The 17,323-nt window shown below is 35.7% G+C and carries 10 protein-coding genes; 8 read left to right on the top strand and 2 right to left on the bottom strand.

Going from position 1 to position 17,323, the window contains the following annotated elements; all coding sequences use genetic code 11:
• Positions 1-14 precede the first annotated feature (14 nt).
• Together ACQ65V_RS03235 and ACQ65V_RS03230 are read right to left on the bottom strand one after the other, a co-directional pair.
• Positions 15-1,613: a RagB/SusD family nutrient uptake outer membrane protein gene (locus tag ACQ65V_RS03235; RefSeq protein ID WP_430468613.1), complete on the bottom strand. Its 1,599-nt coding sequence runs from the start codon at positions 1,611-1,613 to the stop codon at positions 15-17.
• A 38-nt stretch (positions 1,614-1,651) separates the two neighbouring features.
• The gene (locus ACQ65V_RS03230) at positions 1,652-4,567 is read right to left on the bottom strand and encodes a SusC/RagA family TonB-linked outer membrane protein (RefSeq protein WP_430466859.1); all 2,916 of its coding nucleotides are present in this window, start codon (positions 4,565-4,567) and stop codon (positions 1,652-1,654) included.
• 283 nt (positions 4,568-4,850) lie between these two features.
• Here ACQ65V_RS03230 and ACQ65V_RS03225 point away from each other — a divergent pair, with 283 nt between their 5' ends.
• From ACQ65V_RS03225 to ACQ65V_RS03190, 8 genes are all read left to right on the top strand, one after another.
• On the top strand, positions 4,851-5,900 hold the full coding sequence (locus tag ACQ65V_RS03225) for a LacI family DNA-binding transcriptional regulator (protein ID WP_155088214.1): 1,050 nt from the start codon (positions 4,851-4,853) through the stop codon (positions 5,898-5,900).
• Positions 5,901-6,030: 130 nt separating this feature from the next.
• Positions 6,031-7,401 carry an MFS transporter gene (locus ACQ65V_RS03220; protein ID WP_430466858.1) on the top strand — a complete coding sequence of 457 codons (1,371 nt, stop codon included), beginning with the start codon at positions 6,031-6,033 and terminating at the stop codon, positions 7,399-7,401.
• A 9-nt stretch (positions 7,402-7,410) separates the two neighbouring features.
• Positions 7,411-8,067 carry a beta-phosphoglucomutase gene (pgmB, locus tag ACQ65V_RS03215; protein WP_430466857.1) on the top strand — a complete coding sequence of 219 codons (657 nt, stop codon included), beginning with the start codon at positions 7,411-7,413 and terminating at the stop codon, positions 8,065-8,067.
• A gap of 42 nt (positions 8,068-8,109) precedes the next feature.
• The gene (locus ACQ65V_RS03210) at positions 8,110-10,416 is read left to right on the top strand and encodes a glycoside hydrolase family 65 protein (protein WP_430466856.1); all 2,307 of its coding nucleotides are present in this window, start codon (positions 8,110-8,112) and stop codon (positions 10,414-10,416) included.
• Positions 10,417-10,459: 43 nt separating this feature from the next.
• Positions 10,460-12,406 carry a glycoside hydrolase family 13 protein gene (locus ACQ65V_RS03205; RefSeq protein WP_430466855.1) on the top strand — a complete coding sequence of 649 codons (1,947 nt, stop codon included), beginning with the start codon at positions 10,460-10,462 and terminating at the stop codon, positions 12,404-12,406.
• A gap of 2 nt (positions 12,407-12,408) precedes the next feature.
• Positions 12,409-13,389 carry an alpha/beta hydrolase gene (locus tag ACQ65V_RS03200; protein ID WP_430466854.1) on the top strand — a complete coding sequence of 327 codons (981 nt, stop codon included), beginning with the start codon at positions 12,409-12,411 and terminating at the stop codon, positions 13,387-13,389.
• A 56-nt stretch (positions 13,390-13,445) separates the two neighbouring features.
• Positions 13,446-15,899: a TIM-barrel domain-containing protein gene (locus tag ACQ65V_RS03195; protein ID WP_430466853.1), complete on the top strand. Its 2,454-nt coding sequence runs from the start codon at positions 13,446-13,448 to the stop codon at positions 15,897-15,899.
• A 6-nt stretch (positions 15,900-15,905) separates the two neighbouring features.
• A complete protein-coding gene (locus ACQ65V_RS03190; protein WP_430466852.1) occupies positions 15,906-17,321 on the top strand; it encodes an alpha-amylase family glycosyl hydrolase in 1,416 nt (471 codons plus the stop codon).
• Positions 17,322-17,323: the final 2 nt, after the last annotated feature.

The raw sequence follows: 17,323 nt of genomic DNA, 5'->3' as shown, positions 1-17,323 counted from the left end.
TTTTTTAGTGTTAATTAGTATCCTGGGTTTTGTTCTAAGTTGGTATTTATACCTAAGTCTGTTGCAGGTAATGGCATTAAATCTCTAAAGGATTCTGTTGTAGTACCAGATTGTACTCCACCTTTCCATTGCCAAACGCCATTATCTGAGAATTGATCAAATCTTATTAAATCAGTTCTTCTGTGAGCTTCCCAGTATAATTCTCTAGAGCGCTCGTCTATAATGAAATCCAAGGTTAAATCAGCTTCAGATATGTTTCCACTTGTGTCGCCATATGCACGTTCTCTCAGTTCATTAATATATCCAACAGCGGTACTGGCACTACCGCCGCCGCCTCTTAAGAAAGCTTCTGCATACATTAAATATGCATCTGCCAATCTAAACATTGGGAAGTCAATATCCGTATGGTCTCCTGTAGTATCCGATCCTGGGTTTCCGTTCACATCTACATTTCGGTATTTAGCAACGGCAAAACCATCAGTAAATGTAGCCACAGACATAATGTCTTTGGACTGCCCATCTGTATAAAGTAACTCACGTCCGTCTGCTGAATTTTCTTCACCAGGGAATTGCTCAACAAATGTTGGTGTAGTTCTAATGCCAAACCAACCACCATTGATTCCAAAATCCGAAGGATCCATAGATCCACCAACTGGGGCATGTGTTAAAAATGTCATACCTCCAAAGGCCTGTGTTCTCTGACCATCAAAAGGAATTGTAAAGATAACTTCGTCTTGTGCACCATTAGAATCGTTGTCTGCTAAGAAAGAATGGAAATAAGGGATGTCTGGAATGGAGTATCCTGCACCAATAATATTATTAGTATAAGTAATTACGTCTGCATATCTTGGTGTACCAGTATATACTTCAGCATTTAAATAAATCTTAGCCAATAACATCCAAGCAGCAGCTCTATCAGCTCTACCATATTCATTGCTTCTAGGAGCAGCCATATTATCTGTGATTGCTAATAATTCAGACTCAATGAAATCAAATAAGTCAGCTCTTTGTATTTGTGGTGGAAGAAATGCTCCAATAGGATCGTCCTCAGTTACAAATGGCGGATTTGCAAATAAATCCATTGCATGCCAATAGGTGAGCGCACGCATAAAACGAACTTCTGCTCTAAAGGTCTGAATGTCAGCTCTCAATTCTGAAGAGACACCTCTACCATCTAATTTACTATCCGTAGTTTGTCGTAAAAATTCATTACATAATGCAACTTGGTACATTAGTCTACTGTACATGGTTCTGATAAATTCGTTACCAGAGGTCCAAACTTGACCGTGTAAATCTTGAATTGTACCGTCATTCCACGCAATAAGCGCTTCATCAGTTGTGAGTTCTTGCATTTTCCAATACAATCTTAGATAATTGGAAAACCCTTCGTCTAAACCGGCTAAATCTGGTGCGCCTGCAGGACCTTCCTGACCGCTCAAAGAGATTCCAGCATAAATTTTAGCTAAAAATTCTTTGTAAGCATTAGGGTCTTCAAACGCAGCATCGCCAGTAAGACGTTCGTCTTCTGGTTGTAAATCTAATCGGTCTGCACAAGATTGCACAAAAAGTGCAATAGCAAAGACCAAGAAGATACTTTTAATTGTTCTTAACATCATAGCTTTGTTGTTTATATATTTATTTTTCATTTTTTTTAAAATGTAAAGTTTAAGCCTAATACAATATCTCTAGTTCTTGGGTAGAAATTATTTTCTATACCATTACCAATTTCAGGATCTAAACCGTCATATTCAGTGATTACAAAAACGTTTGTAGCCGTTAAGGAAGTTCTTAATGTCATTTTTGAGAAAGGAATTGTGTAACCAAGAGAGATGTTATCCAATCTTACAAAATCAGCACGCTGAATGTATAAATCTGAAAACAGCTCTTGATTAGTAAATCCAGTATTTAATAAACTAGCATGTCCATTTGCTTGGTAACCAGGTTGGTTTACAATGGCATTAGTATTACCTCTATCTGAGGCTACATTGTTATACACATAGTTTCCAAAACTTCCTCTGAATGTAAAATTCAAGTCCAAGTTCTTATATCTAAAGTTATTAGTGAAACCTATAAAAGCATCTGGTGTTGCCTTTTTATAAGCTTGTCTGTCTGCTTCAGTAATTTGGTTATCCCCATTAACATCTACGTAAGAACCAGCGATTGGGTTTCCATTATCATCATAAACTTGTCTAAATACAAAGAACGTAGTCGGATCATAACCAGGTCTTAAAATTTGAATATTGTTACCTACACCACCAGAAATACCTCCAGTTGGTAACGTAAAGTTAGGATCATCACTTAAACTTAACTTAGTAATTTCTACATCCTGAAATGTTAAGTTAAAATTAGTGTCCCATCCAAAGTTTTCGGTTTGCGAGATAATACCATTAAGGCTTAATTCTATACCTCTACTAGTGGCTTCACCGACGTTAGTAATCAGTAAATCAGTAAGGTTGGCACCAGCTGGTACAGGAACACGAGATAATAAATCTTCAGTTTCTCTATAATAAGCATCAATAGTACCTGTAAGTCTATTGTTAAAAAGACCGAAGTCTAAAGCTACATTATATTGTGTGGTTTCCTCCCATTTAAGTTCTTCATCAAAACCTTCTGGTCTTAAAGTTTGGAAGAAAATAGGATCACCATTTGGTAACGTACCAAATTGAATATTGGCAGCGTTGTTACGTGAAGGTGTATAAATACCTAAATAGCCATAATTCTGCCCAATTTCTTGCTGACCAGTAACACCCCAACCAGCTCTAAGTTTTAAGTTAGAGAAGAAAGAGTTGTCCATAAAACTTTCGTTCGTCATCTTCCAACCCACAGAGACACCTGGGAAAGAACCCCAACGATTATCTTCACTAAATCTCGAAGAACCATCACGTCTATAACTTGCAGATATTAAGTACTTGTCTGCAATATCAAAACTTGCTCTTGCAAAATAAGACTCAAGTGCATTTCTATTAATATCAGTATCAGTAAGTGTTGTAGCGGATACTCTATCTACAAAACTTTTGATATAAAATTCTTGGAAAGCGTGACCCGCTGTAATATCTAATTTTGTATCAATAGACTCAACATCTTTCTTGTAATTTAAATAGAAATCTAATGATGTATTTCTGTTAAGACCAGAAGATACTTCATTTGTTGGTACTCCACCTGAGTTATTTGGATTAGCAGCTGAGAAAACGTAACCATCATTTTCAGCGTAATCTATACCAGCATTGACATTTAACCTTAAGTCTCTTAAGAACCAAAACTTATAATCAACATTAAAGTTTGAAATAACTCGCTTTATAGTTTGTCTATTGTTGTAATTGTTGTTATCTAATAAAAACACAGGGTTGGCAGGTGCTAGATTTGCACTAGTACCATATTGTGTGTAGTTACCGTTTTCATCAAATACAGGTTGCGTAGGGTCAAAAGATATTGCAGCACCTATTGCACCTTCATTTGCATAAGTGTATTCATCTTGAATTCCTTTAGCAACTAAAGTCAATTTTAGATCATTATCCAGAAAACGGTGAACAAACGACGTGTTGATGCCGTTTCTTTCGTATAAATCATCGAGTGGCCCTTCTTGAGATACATGGTTTAAATTTACTCTAAAGTTAAATCTTTCGTATCCTTTAGAAACTGTAATATTATGAATTGCTCCAATACCAGTTGTAAAAATTTCATCTTGCCAATTTGTGTTGGCACCACCAAACGATGAGGTATCACCTCCGTTATCCGTAACTACTTGCATGTATTGCTCAGCGTTTAAAACATCTACAGTGTTAGTAACACTTCTCGTTGATGCCTGTAAACCATACTCAACTTTAAAAGGCTGATTTGCACTTCCTTTTTTCGTAGTAATTAGTATAACACCGTTAGATGCTCTAGAACCATAAATGGCAGTAGCAGAGGCATCTTTAAGTACCACAAAATCTTCAATGTCAGCTGGGTTAATAGCGTTTAAAGCATTTCTACTTCCTTGCGCACCACCACGTTGATCAATTGGAAGCCCGTCAATTACAATTAATGGGTCATTGGTTGCACCAAAATTAGAGCCTAATGAAGCTCCACCACGAATTCTAATTTCACCACCTTCACCAGCAGCACCTCCACCAGATGTAATTCTAACACCTGCAGCTTTACCAGCAATAAGTTGCTGTGGCGCTACAATGGCTCCACGGTTAAATTCTTCATCGCCTACTTTTTCTACAGCACCTGTGGCGTCTTGTTTCGTTGTAGAACCATAACCGATAAGTACTACTTCATCTAATTGAGCTGCGTCTTCTTCCAAAACTACATCAACGGTAGCTTGTCCGTTAAAGACTATTTCTTGCGACTTGTAACCAACATAAGAAATCACAATAGTTTCTCCTTGGTTGACTTCAATTGTGTATTTTCCATCGAAATCGGTCGATGTTCCTCTCGAAGTCCCTTTTACCAGAATATTTACACCTGGTAAAGGCATAGCGTTTGCTTTGTCTGTTACTGTACCACTGACAGTTGATTGTGCCATCAGAGTAGCTGGTATCATAATTAAACAGATTATTAAAGCATTTAAGAATGTTTTCATACAATGTTTTTAAGTTAATTGCTTAGTTAATTGATTTATATTTTCACTTCTTGGGTTAAATCTATGTAAAATTAATGTGATTTAAGTGTTAAAAGGCAAGCGAGACCTAACGCAAACGTTTTCGTGTTAAAAACTTTTCTGAAATTATTGATAGTGAGAGTAAAATAGTAAAAAAATGAGATATTTTCAATTGAGAGCTGTTAAAATTACCAAGTCCCGAAAACCTGTAAAACTATTTTTGGTGTATATTCGTTTTAAAGATCCCTTAGTTAGTTTATAATACATGAAACGAAAAATAACCCTTAAACAAATTGCTAAAGAACTAGATGTCTCCATTTCAACCGTATCAAAGGCACTGCGTAATAGTGTGGAAATTAGTGAAGATACGAAGCAAAAAGTCCAAGCTTTTGCGAAATTGTACAACTACAGACCCAACAATATAGCCTTAAGTCTTAAAAACAGAAAAACCAATACCATTGGAATTATTATCCCAGAAATTGTTCATCACTTTTTCTCTAAGGTCATTAGTGGAGTAGAGACTGTAGCCAACAACAGAGGTTATAATGTTATTGTTGGCCTTTCAAATGAATCGTTCTCTAAAGAGGTCATAAATATGGAAATGCTTGCCAATGGTAGCATAGATGGCTTTATTCTGTCAATTTCAAAAGAAACATTGCAGCAACAAGACTATCATCATTTTAATGAAACGATGAGCCAGGGTATGCCTATTGTTATGTTTGACCGTGTAATTGCAGACATTAAATGCGATAAAGTTATTGTAGATGATTATAAGGGCTCGAAAAATGCAGTAGAAAAACTGATAACCAATGGGTGTAAATCTATTGCTCTAATTACAACCAAAGATTATGTAAGTGTTGGTAAATTACGTACTCAGGGCTATTTAGAGGCTTTGCATGAACACAAGATGACTCCAAAGGCGGAGCTTATCCTCAAAATTGACGACACATTAGATTACGAAGTCCATTTGGACGCGTTAGAGTTAGAAATTGAACAACTTTTTAAATCAAATAAAAAGATTGATGGTGTGTTTGCAGTTAATGAATTGTATGCTTTATCGGCAATGAAAGTCGCTAGGAAATTAGGCTTGGATATACCAAATGATATTCAGGTTATTGGTTTTACCGATGGTGTTTTGTCAAAACATGCCACACCAAGCTTAACTACGGTCAGTCAGCATGCACAACAGATGGGAGAGACTGCAGCAAATCTGTTAATCGATAAGTTAGAAAATGAGTTTGATGATGAGAAGGAAGAAGAGTTTCAAACGGTTGTTATTGCTACAGAATTGATAGAACGCGAATCCACCAAATAGAAATTTAACATTGCCATTTTAAAAACTTTTATATCTTTACCACGAAATCAAAACTTATATTTTCACTTCTACACATAAGTTTTGATAAGCACAGCTTGTCAGAATAGTATTAATTTAAACATACTATTTCATGAAAAAGCGCATTCTCGGATTTTGGGAAATCTGGAACATGAGTTTCGGTTTCTTAGGAATCCAATTTGGATTTGCCTTGCAAGGCGGATTTATGTCACGAATATTTCAAACGCTCGGTGCAGATAAGCATGATATTCCATTGTTGTGGATTGCTGCTCCTTTAACAGGATTACTTGTACAGCCAATTATTGGTTACATGAGTGACAGAACCTGGCACCACCGATTTGGACGACGGCGACCATACTTTCTTATTGGTGCAGTTTTGAGTTCTATCGCATTATTTTTTGTGCCTTATTCTCCAGCATTATGGGTAGCAGCGGGTTTTCTTTGGATTTTAGATGCATCGATTAATATTTCCATGGAGCCTTTTAGGGCTCTAGTAGCAGATAAGTTAGATGAATCTCAAAGAACTTATGGCTTTGTAATGCAAACTCTAATTATTGGAATCGGAACCTGGGTGGCAAGTAATTTGCCTTGGTTAGTGTCGAAAATGGGAGTCAGTGACTCTGCAGCTTTAGGTGTTGTGCCAGATTCAGTGAAAATAGCATTCGCTATCGGAGCATTCGTGTTCTTAATCAGTATTCTTTATACCGTATTTACAACGACAGAATATCCTCCAGAGGATATGGAAGAGTTTGAAAGAGAGAAGGCGCAGAAAAGCAGTTTTGTTTCGGATATTATAAATAATATCGGGAATATGCCTTCCACCATGAAGAAACTAGGCGTAATTCAGTTCTTTAGCTGGTTTGCTTTTTTTACTATGTGGAGTATGGCAAACCCTGCCTTAACAGAGCATGTTTATAAAATGCCAGCACCTATTGAAGCAAATTTTGATATGACTACTGTTGAGGGTCAAAAAGCTTACGATATTGAAAATACTGCGTTTCAAAAATCTTCAAATTTAGTAGGTTCTGCCATGGGTGTTTACGGTTTGTCATCAATGGCTTTTGCTTTGTTATTTGTGTTTTACACTTCAAAACGAAATATTAACCGAAAATACGTTCACATGATATCACTAATTATAGGAGGTGCAGGCTTCTTATTAATGACGGTGGTTACGCCAGAACAACTTAAATATTGTTTTGTGTTAATAGGTATTGCTTGGGGAAGTATTTTGTCCATGCCTTACGCTATGCTTTCAAGTTCGGTTGATCCTAAAAAAATGGGAATGTTTATGGGTATTTTCAATATGTTTATTGTTATCCCTCAGATCATTGCTGCACTTGGTGGTATAAATTACATTTCAGGCCTTTTGGGAGATGATGCTATTAATGCTATGATTATCGCAGGACTGAGTTTAGTAATCGCAGGCTTAAGTAATTTTTTAATTACAGATAAAGCAGCAATTTCTTACCAACCTCAATCGTAAAACTTTAAAATGAATAAAAAAGGATTCATATTTGATCTCGATGGTGTGATTGTTGACACCGCTAAATATCACTTTTTGGCTTGGAAGAAATTAGCTAATAGCTTAGGTATAGATTTCACTGAAGTAGAAAATGAGCAACTAAAAGGTGTAAGTCGGGTAAGATCATTAGAAAAGATTTTGTCTTGGGGACATAAAACCATTTCCGAAGATAAATTCATGGAATTAATGTCTGCAAAAAACACAGATTATTTAAGTTATATTTCCAAAATGGACGAAGATGAAATACTTCCAGATGTTCCAAAAATATTGAATTTATTAAAAGATAAAGAGCAACCTATCTCATTAGGCTCAGCAAGCAAAAATGCCAGAACCATTTTAGAGCGTGTAAATCTAAAAAAACATTTTGATGCTATCGTAGATGGTAATGATGTAAGCAAAGCGAAACCAGATCCTGAGGTTTTTTTAATAGCCGCAAAACTATTAAATGTAAAGCCAGAGCATTGTATAGTTTTTGAAGATTCTGTTGCTGGAGTCGAGGCTGCCAATGCTGCCAACATGGTATCGATTGGTATTGGAAGTGAAGACGTTCTTGGCCATGCCAAATATATATTTAAGGATTTCACAGAAATCTCAAATGAGTTTATAAACTCACTAATTGAAAATTAAAACATACAGTGCCATTAGAATGTGGTACTAAGATTAAGATAAATGAATTTAGATTATATCATACCAAATGATTGGTCAATCTTAGAAGAGGGATTCGATCCAAATAACGTAAAGGCGTCAGAAAGTATATTCAGTATCGGAAATGGTGCCATGGGACAACGCGCTAATTTTGAAGAGCAATATTCAGGGCCAACATTTCAAGGAAGTTATATTGCTGGTGTTTATTATCCGGATAAAACCAGAGTAGGTTGGTGGAAAAACGGTTACCCAGAATATTTTGCAAAAGTACTTAATGCACCAAACTGGATAGGTATTAACGTTTTTATTAATGATGAGGCCTTAGATCTTCATACCTGTAAAAAGATTGAAAATTTTAAAAGAGAGCTCAACATGAAAGAAGGTTGGCTATCTCGCAGTTTTATCGCTACACTTCAAAATGATGTTAAAGTAGAAGTAAGTGTTAAACGTTTTTTAAGTTTAGATATAGATGAATTAGGTGCCATAAATTACTCGGTTAAACCTTTGAATTCTGACGCTACCATAACATACAGACCGTATATCGATAGTGGGATTACAAACGAAGATACCAATTGGGATGATAAGTTTTGGGATACCTTAAATGTAAGTCACGAGAACAATCAAGCCTTCATTCAGGCCAAGACAATGAAGACCGATTTTTATACCTGTACCTTTATGGAGTCTCAAGTTTTTATTGATGGCAAATCTGTAATTATTGAGCCAAATATAAGTGCCGATTCAAACAGTGCTTCGTTTAGTTATAGTTATAATGTAAAGAAAGACCAAACCTACACCATTCATAAGTTCGGTGGTTATACTGTTGATAGAAACCACGATAAATACGAATTGGTTTCAGCTGCTAAAATGGTTCTGAACAAAGCCACAAAAACTGGATTTTCAGCATTGCTCGAAGCTCAAAAAAATGCATGGGCAAAAATTTGGGATATGGCAGACATTACTATTAATGGAGATGTAAAAGCACAACAAGGCATCCGATTTAATATCTTTCACTTAAATCAAACCTATCTCGGTACTGATGCAAGATTAAATATTGGGCCTAAAGGATTTACTGGCGAAAAATATGGAGGAAGCACCTATTGGGATACCGAAGCCTATTGTATTCCTTTTTATATGGCAACAAAAGACCAAAAGGTGGCCAGAAACTTATTGACCTACAGATATAAACATTTAGAAAAAGCCATTGAAAATGCCGAAAAATTAGGATTTTCAAACGGTGCAGCGTTGTATCCAATGGTGACCATGAATGGTGAAGAATGCCATAATGAATGGGAAATTACCTTTGAAGAAATCCATAGAAACGGTGCCATTGCGTTTGCTATTTTCAATTACCATCGTTATACAGGAGATTTCAGTTATATCCCAGAAATGGGATTAGAAGTACTTATTGGTATTGCTCGTTTTTGGCATCAACGCGCAAATTTCTCAACAGACAAAAACAAATATGTTATCTTAGGTGTAACTGGGCCAAATGAATATGAAAACAATGTAAACAATAACTGGTACACTAATTATATTGCCCAATGGTGTATCAATTATGCAGTAGAAAACATTAATCGAGTGGCGTCAGAATATGATACGGATTACACCCGAATTATGAATAAGGTTAAACTATCTAAAGCCGAAATTAAGGAATGGCAAGAGGTAGCGGACAACATGTATTTTCCATACTCTGAAAAGCACAATGTGTATTTACAGCAAGATGGTTTCTTGGATAAAGAATTAATAACTGTAGCAGACTTAGATAAGTCGCAACGGCCAATAAACCAAAAATGGTCTTGGGATAGAATTTTGCGTTCACCATACATAAAACAGGCGGATACGCTTCAAGGGTTTTACTTTTTTGAAGATCAATTTTCTACTGAAGAATTAAAACGACATTTCGATTTCTATGAACCATTTACAGTACATGAAAGCTCGTTGTCACCTTGTGTACACAGTATTCAGGCAGCGAAGTTAGACCGAATGGAACAGGCCTATACGTTTTATTTACGAACATCGCGATTAGACTTGGATGACTATAATCACGAAGTGCACGAAGGTTTGCACATCACCTCAATGGCAGGTACCTGGATGAGCATTGTAGAAGGCTTTGGAGGCATGCGTATTAAAAACGATATGTTAAGTTTTGAGCCTAAAATCCCTGAACAATGGGAAGGGTATTCGTTCAAGGTGAACTTTAGGAATAGAATACTAAAGGTTATCGTAAACCAAGGCAAAACACATTTTGAGTTAGATGGCGACGAAGATTTATCAATTATGGTGCATGGTGAAGAAGTAATTATTTCACCTAATAAGTTGGTAACGGTTTAGATGATTTTATAGCTCCAGTTAAAGAACACTAAAAACAATGAATATGAAAAACATAATAAAAATAGTTTCAGTATGCTTATTGATTTTTGTGACTTCTTGTAAGGAGCAAACCCAAAAAGAGGTAAAGCCGTCAACATCTAAAGAGTTGACTAAAGAGATCAATGATCTCGAAAGGGTAGAACCACCACATTGGTGGACTGGGTTTAAAAACGCTGAATTGCAATTACTGGTTAAACATCCGAATATCGGAAGTTACACACCAGAGATTTCTTATTCTGGTGTCACTCTAGAAAATTTTCATCAGGCAGATAGTCCTAATTATCTGTTTTTAGATGTAGAGATTTCGGAATCTGCAAAAGCAGGTAAATTCAATATTGTTTTTAAACAAGATGATGGTAAGGAGCTTGTTCAAACTTATGAGTTGAAATCGCGTGAAAAATCAGCTGAAGATTATATAGGTTTTAATAGTTCAGATGCCATTTATCTCATCACACCAGACCGTTTTGCAAATGCAAACCCAGAAAATGATGAGGTAGAAGGTTTATTAGAACAAGGAATAGATAGAACCCATGGTTACGCTAGACATGGTGGAGATGTCCAAGGTATAACAGAGCATTTAGATTATATAGACAATCTAGGTTTTACTGCTGTTTGGCCGTGTCCTGTACTCATTAATGATATGCCAAGGGGCTCATATCATGGTTATGCCATGACAGATTTTTATAAAGTAGATCCAAGATTCGGAACTTTAGATGAGTATAAAAATCTAGCTGATGAGCTAAGAAACAGGGACATGAAACTTATCATGGATCAAGTGGCTAATCATTGTGGTTTACAACATTGGTGGATGAAGGATTTGCCGTTTAAGGATTGGGTAAATTATCAGGATTATTATCTAGAAAATATAGATAACTGGAATAGAGAAACAACTAAAATGTCTAATCATAGACGAACTACAAATCAAGATCCTTATGCAGCAAAAATAGATAATGATGGCATGTCTCAAGGTTGGTTTGTACCAGATATGCCAGATTTAAATCAACGGAATCCGTTTATGGCAAATTACATCATTCAAAATAGTATTTGGTGGGTAGAAACTTTAGGCTTGGGCGGAATCCGTCAAGATACCTATCCATATCCAGATAAAGCATTTATGAGTGATTGGGCAGGTGCAATTATGACTGAGTATCCTAATTTTAGTATTGTTGGTGAGGAGTGGAGTTACAATCCGCTTTTAATAGCATATTGGCAAGAAGGTCATGAAAATAAAGATGGTTACGATTCTAACTTAAAATCATCAATGGATTTTGCGATGCAAAAACATATTATTGATGCCTTAAATGAAGAAGAATCTTGGGATAAAGGTCTTGTTAAAATGTACGAAGGTTTAGCAAATGATTTTGCCTATACCTCACCAAAAGATATCATGGCATTTCTAGATAATCATGACAAGAGCCGTGTCTATACAGAACTGAAAGGGGATGTAGTAAACACCAAAATGGCATTGAGTTACTTATTAATGTTGCCAAGAATTCCTCAGATTTATTATGGTACAGAAATCTTAATGGACGACTTTGATAATCCAGGCGATCATGGATTAATTAGAACAGATTTTCCTGGAGGTTGGCAAGGTGATACTGTGAATGCTTTTACAGGTGAAGGTCTAAATGCCGAACAAAAAGATATGCAGAACTTCCTTAAAAAGATGCTCAACTACAGAAAGGACAGTAAAGCCATTCATGAAGGCGAAACAAAACACTTTGCACCATTCGAAGGAACATATTTCTTATACAGAACACATGGTAATGAAACCGTAGTGCACATCATTAACAAAAATGAAGAACCAATTGAAATTGATTTAAACTATCACGAAGAAATGGGTCTAAAAGGAAAGACATTAAAGAATGTGATTACTGGAGAGACCATGGTTTGGGGAGATAGTATAAAGTTGAATGAAAAAGGAAGCATAATCTTATCGACAAAACTATAAAGATGAAAAATACCATTTATGTTTTAGTCCTATTAATGATAATGTCTTGTAAAAACGAGAAGAAAACAACTGATGTCGATTTTGAATCTAACGTGCCAAGTAAAACCTACACTTTTGAAAAGTTAGACAAGGTAGAGCTTTATGCAGGTTCCTTAATTAGAGTAGATAGTTTTCCTTCAAAATATATAACACCACGACCGGTAGATATTTGGTTACCTAAAGATTACACCAGAGATAAAAAATATAGCGTCCTCTATATGCACGATGGGCAAATGTTATTTGATAGTACCACATCTTGGAACAAACAAGAATGGAAAGTTGATGAATGGGCAACTAAACTTATGGAAGAAGAAAAGGTTCAGGATTTTATAGTGGTAGCTATCCACAATATTCCTAGCATCCGTTGGCAAGATTTGTTTCCTGAGAAGGCAATTAATTATATAGATGGAAGCGTAAAAGATTCTCTTGCAGACATAGCTGGTAAAAAGAACATAAAACTCAATGGTGACAATTACTTAAGATTTATAGTCGAAGAATTAAAGCCACAAATAGATTTTGCTTATCCTGTCCATACAGATAGAGAGCACACTTTTGTTATGGGTTCAAGTATGGGAGGTTTAATGTCAATGTATGCTATTTCCGAATATCCTGAAGTTTTCGGTGGAGCAGCATGTTTATCAACCCATTGGGTTGGTGCTATGCCAATGGAAAAGAACCCATATCCCGAAGCCATTTTTAAATATATGGAAACCAATTTACCAGAAGCAGATGAACATAAGTTGTATTTTGATTACGGCAACAAAACCCTAGACCAGCATTACCCACAATATGCACCTAGAGTAGATGAGATATTAAAAGCAAAAGGTTATACAGATAAAGATTCTAAGAACTTATTTTTTGAAGACACTGACCATTCAGAGAATTCTTGGAATAAACGCCTAGATCAACCCTTAATATTCTTATTAGGGAATGATTTGGATTAATAGCAACCTAAGACCTCATAGAAAGGTTTAAATCTGTGAGGTCTTTAAAATTTACTATGAAGCAAAGCATACTATACATAGCGTTTATACTTTTTACAGTTTCAATCACTGCGCAGAATGCTGAGCGTATTTTTAAAAGCGCTCAAATTGAAGGGTTATATGTAAAGGTTGAGGTGAATGACGGTTATTACATCATTAAACCATATGCGTCAAACATTGTTGAAACAACATTTGTGCCCAATGGTGAAGATTTAAATACAGAATCGCATGCCGTTGTGGCAAAACCGAAAAGTTCAACAATTGATATTACAGAAAGAGCTAAAGACGTTTTGATAAAAGCACGTAACGGTTTATATGTAGTTGTCACCAAAAGCCCATTCCAAATCTCATATTACTACAAGGAACAACTCATCACATCCGAAAAACGAGGCTACTACAAAAGCGAGCACGAGCCAATGGATATGGTAAAAGGCAATATTGTTGCAGATTCTACCGAAAAAATAGAATTCAGCCTATCAAAAGATGAAGTGCTTTATGGCGGAGGTGCAAGAGCATTAGGTATGAATCGTAGAGGACATCGTTTACCCTTATTCAATAGAGCACATTACGGTTATGAAACTGAATCTCAATTGATGAACTACACCATGCCGATTGTTTTGTCTTCCAATCAATACATGATTCATTTTGACAACGCACCAATTGGCTATTTAGATTTAGACAGCAATGGAGATAACACCTTAACTTACGAAACTGTTTCTGGTCGTAAAACCTATCAAGTGATTGTTGGTGATTCATGGTATGATATTATGAGAAGTTATACCAATTTAACAGGTAAACAACCTATGCTACCACGTTGGGCTTTGGGGAATTTTTCAAGCCGATTTGGCTATCATTCCCAAGAAGAAGTTGAGATGACGATTGATAAATTTAGGGAAGAAGAGATTCCTGTTGATGCCATTATTTTGGATTTGTATTGGTTTGGTAAAGACATAAAGGGAACCATGGGAAATCTTGAGTTTTTAAGGGATTCATTTCCAAATCCAAAACAGATGATTAAGAATTTGCAATCTAAAAACGTCGAAACGATCCTTATAACAGAACCTTTTGTATTAACCACTTCTAATCGATGGGACGAAGCTGTCGAAGAAGATATTTTAGCTAAAGACTCTATTGGAAACCCAGCCAAATACGATTTCTATTTCGGTAATACAGGAATCATAGATATTTATAACCCAAAAGGGGAGCAATGGTTTAAAAATATTTACAAGGAATTGGCTAATATGGGTGTCAATGGATTTTGGGGAGATTTGGGAGAACCCGAAGTGCATCCTAATTGGGTACAGCACCATACAGGTTCGGCCTCAGAAGTCCATAATATTTACGGACACGATTGGGCAAAATTAGTGTATGAAGCCAGTCTAGAAGCCAATCCAAATAAAAGACCATTCATCTTAATGCGAGCAGGTTATTCTGGTAGTCAGCGTTACGGCATGGTGCCATGGTCTGGTGACGTCAACAGAACTTGGGGAGGATTACAATCTCAACCTGAAATTGCACTACAAATGGGCATGCAAGGATTAGCTTATATGCACTCCGATTTGGGTGGTTTTGCAGGAGCAAATTTAGATGATGAGTTGTACGTACGTTGGTTGCAATACGGAGTTTTCAATCCCATTTTTAGACCACATGCACAAGAAGATGTGCCTAGCGAACCTATATTTAGAAGTGAAAAAGCAAAACGATTAGCGAAGTTCGCGATTCAAACGCGTTATCGTATGTTGCCGTATAATTATAATTTGATGTACGAAAATCATTTATATGGCAAACCATTAATGCGACCTTTATTTTTTGAAGAACCTAATAACACTAAATTATTTAGCTATTCAAAAACCTATTTGTGGGGAAATGATATTCTAGTAGCACCAGTTTTAGAAGCTGGTAAAACAGAACAAGAGGTTTATTTTCCGAAAACGTCAAACTGGTTTAATATAGAAACTGATGAACTCATTGAAGGCGGACAAACCAAAATGGTTAAAACACATCCAGCCTATATCCCAACTTATGTTAGGGCAGGAGCTTTTATACCATTAACCAAAGTGGTGCAATCAACATCTGAGTATGAAGGTAATCGTCTAGAGCTTCACTATTATTTCGATAAGAATTCACCTGAAAATGAACGTACAGTTTATAACGATAATGGTTCAGAAATTAATCCATTGTGGAGTGGTAATTCAAATTATGAATTAATGAAATTTGAATCTATATATAAGGGATCAAATCTAAAATTTGAATTCGAGTTTGAAAAAAGTATCGAATTTGACGAAACTTTAAATTCAAATGACAAAACAATCAATCTTATAGTACACAATATTCAAAGAGAACCAAAATATATTAAGGTTGATGGTAAAAAAGTTGAGGTAAAATGGAATTCAGAAACAAAAACCTTAACTATTCCTATTAATTGGGAAGCTTTAACTAAAAAAGAGATTAAAATAAAACTCAAAAAATAAAACAAGATGAAAAACTTTGCATTAATAATCTGTATGCTACTAGTATTTGTAGCATGTAAATCAGAGAAAAAAGAAGACATCAAAGTAGAGGAAACTATTAAAGAGGAATTTACACCAATTTCCACTTCAGATATGGAAACAGCCGTGATTTACGAAGCTAATATTCGTCAATATTCACCAGAAGGCACGTTTGATGAGTTCACTAAAGATATTCCTCAATTAAGGGAATTGGGTGTAAAAATCATTTGGTTAATGCCAGTATTTCCTATTTCAGAAACTAAACGTAAAGCCACAGGAGGAGCAGATAGCAAGTTTGCTTCAGAATTTCCAGAAGAAGAGCGCTCAAAATATTTGGGGAGCTATTATGCTGTAACTGATTTTACTGAGATTAATCCAGAGTTTGGTACCAAGGAAGATTTTAGAGAATTGGTTAAAACTGCTCACGATAATGGTATTTATGTCATATTGGATTGGGTGCCAAATCATACAGGTTGGGATCATGAGTGGTTAAAAACAAATCCAGAATACTACACACAAAACGAAGATGGTGAAGTCATTCATCCTAAAGGAACAGATTGGACAGATGTCGCAGATTTAAACTACGATAACCAAGACATGCGAAAAGAAATGATTGAAGACATGTCTTACTGGATAACCGAAGAAGGAGTCGATGGATTTAGATGCGATGTAGCCGGTTCTGTACCTCTTGATTTTTGGCAACAAGCCGTACCTCAATTAAGAGAAAAGAAAGATATTTTTATGTTGGCTGAAGCCTGGGAACCAGAATTATTGGATGGTAATTTATTTGATATGGCCTATGCTTGGGATGGCCACCATCTACTTAATGGATTGGCTAAAGGCGAAAAGAATTTAGAAGATTACGAAGCCTATATTCAAAAAATTTCAAAAGACTATGATAACGATGATATCTTAATGAATTTTGTAACCAACCACGATGAAAACTCATGGAATGGTACTATAAAAGAACGCATGGGAGACGCCTCAGAGCTTATGACTGCATTGAGCTTTACTTTAAAAGGTATGCCGTTGATTTATTCAGGTCAAGAATATGATATGGATCATAGATTAAAGTTTTTTGAAAAGGATTCCATCCCTAAAACAAAAGGAGATAGCTGGGATTTGCTCAAAAAACTAGGTAAACTCAAAAATACAAACCCAGCCTTACATGGTGGCAAAAATGCGGCTTCGTATAAGCGTTTAGACTCGGAAAAAGATATATTAATGTTTGAGCGTTCTAAAAATGATGAAACTATTTTATTCATTGGTAATTTTTCTGATGAAGTAAATAAAATAGCTGTACCTGGAGGTATGTATTTAGATTATATGGCTAATGAAAAAATTGAATTGAAGGGAGATGCTTTTACTATGGGCCCTTGGGAATACAAGATTTTAATAAAATAAAC

Source organism: Winogradskyella ouciana, assembly GCF_965284585.1.
GTDB lineage: Bacteria > Bacteroidota > Bacteroidia > Flavobacteriales > Flavobacteriaceae > Winogradskyella > Winogradskyella ouciana.
This window is presented reverse-complemented; position numbering and strand designations above follow the sequence as displayed.

Bases quoted from the DNA above. Each gene is read 5' to 3' on its own strand.
- ACQ65V_RS03235 (WP_430468613.1), bottom strand. From the start codon at position 1,613: ATGTTAAGAACAATTAAAAGTATCTTCTTGGTCTTTGCTATTGCACTT.
- ACQ65V_RS03230 (WP_430466859.1), bottom strand. From the start codon at position 4,567: ATGAAAACATTCTTAAATGCTTTAATAATCTGTTTAATTATGATACCA.
- ACQ65V_RS03225 (WP_155088214.1), top strand. From the start codon at position 4,851: ATGAAACGAAAAATAACCCTTAAACAAATTGCTAAAGAACTAGATGTC.
- ACQ65V_RS03220 (WP_430466858.1), top strand. From the start codon at position 6,031: ATGAAAAAGCGCATTCTCGGATTTTGGGAAATCTGGAACATGAGTTTC.
- pgmB (WP_430466857.1), top strand. From the start codon at position 7,411: ATGAATAAAAAAGGATTCATATTTGATCTCGATGGTGTGATTGTTGAC.
- ACQ65V_RS03210 (WP_430466856.1), top strand. From the start codon at position 8,110: ATGAATTTAGATTATATCATACCAAATGATTGGTCAATCTTAGAAGAG.
- ACQ65V_RS03205 (WP_430466855.1), top strand. From the start codon at position 10,460: ATGAAAAACATAATAAAAATAGTTTCAGTATGCTTATTGATTTTTGTG.
- ACQ65V_RS03200 (WP_430466854.1), top strand. From the start codon at position 12,409: ATGAAAAATACCATTTATGTTTTAGTCCTATTAATGATAATGTCTTGT.
- ACQ65V_RS03195 (WP_430466853.1), top strand. From the start codon at position 13,446: ATGAAGCAAAGCATACTATACATAGCGTTTATACTTTTTACAGTTTCA.
- ACQ65V_RS03190 (WP_430466852.1), top strand. From the start codon at position 15,906: ATGAAAAACTTTGCATTAATAATCTGTATGCTACTAGTATTTGTAGCA.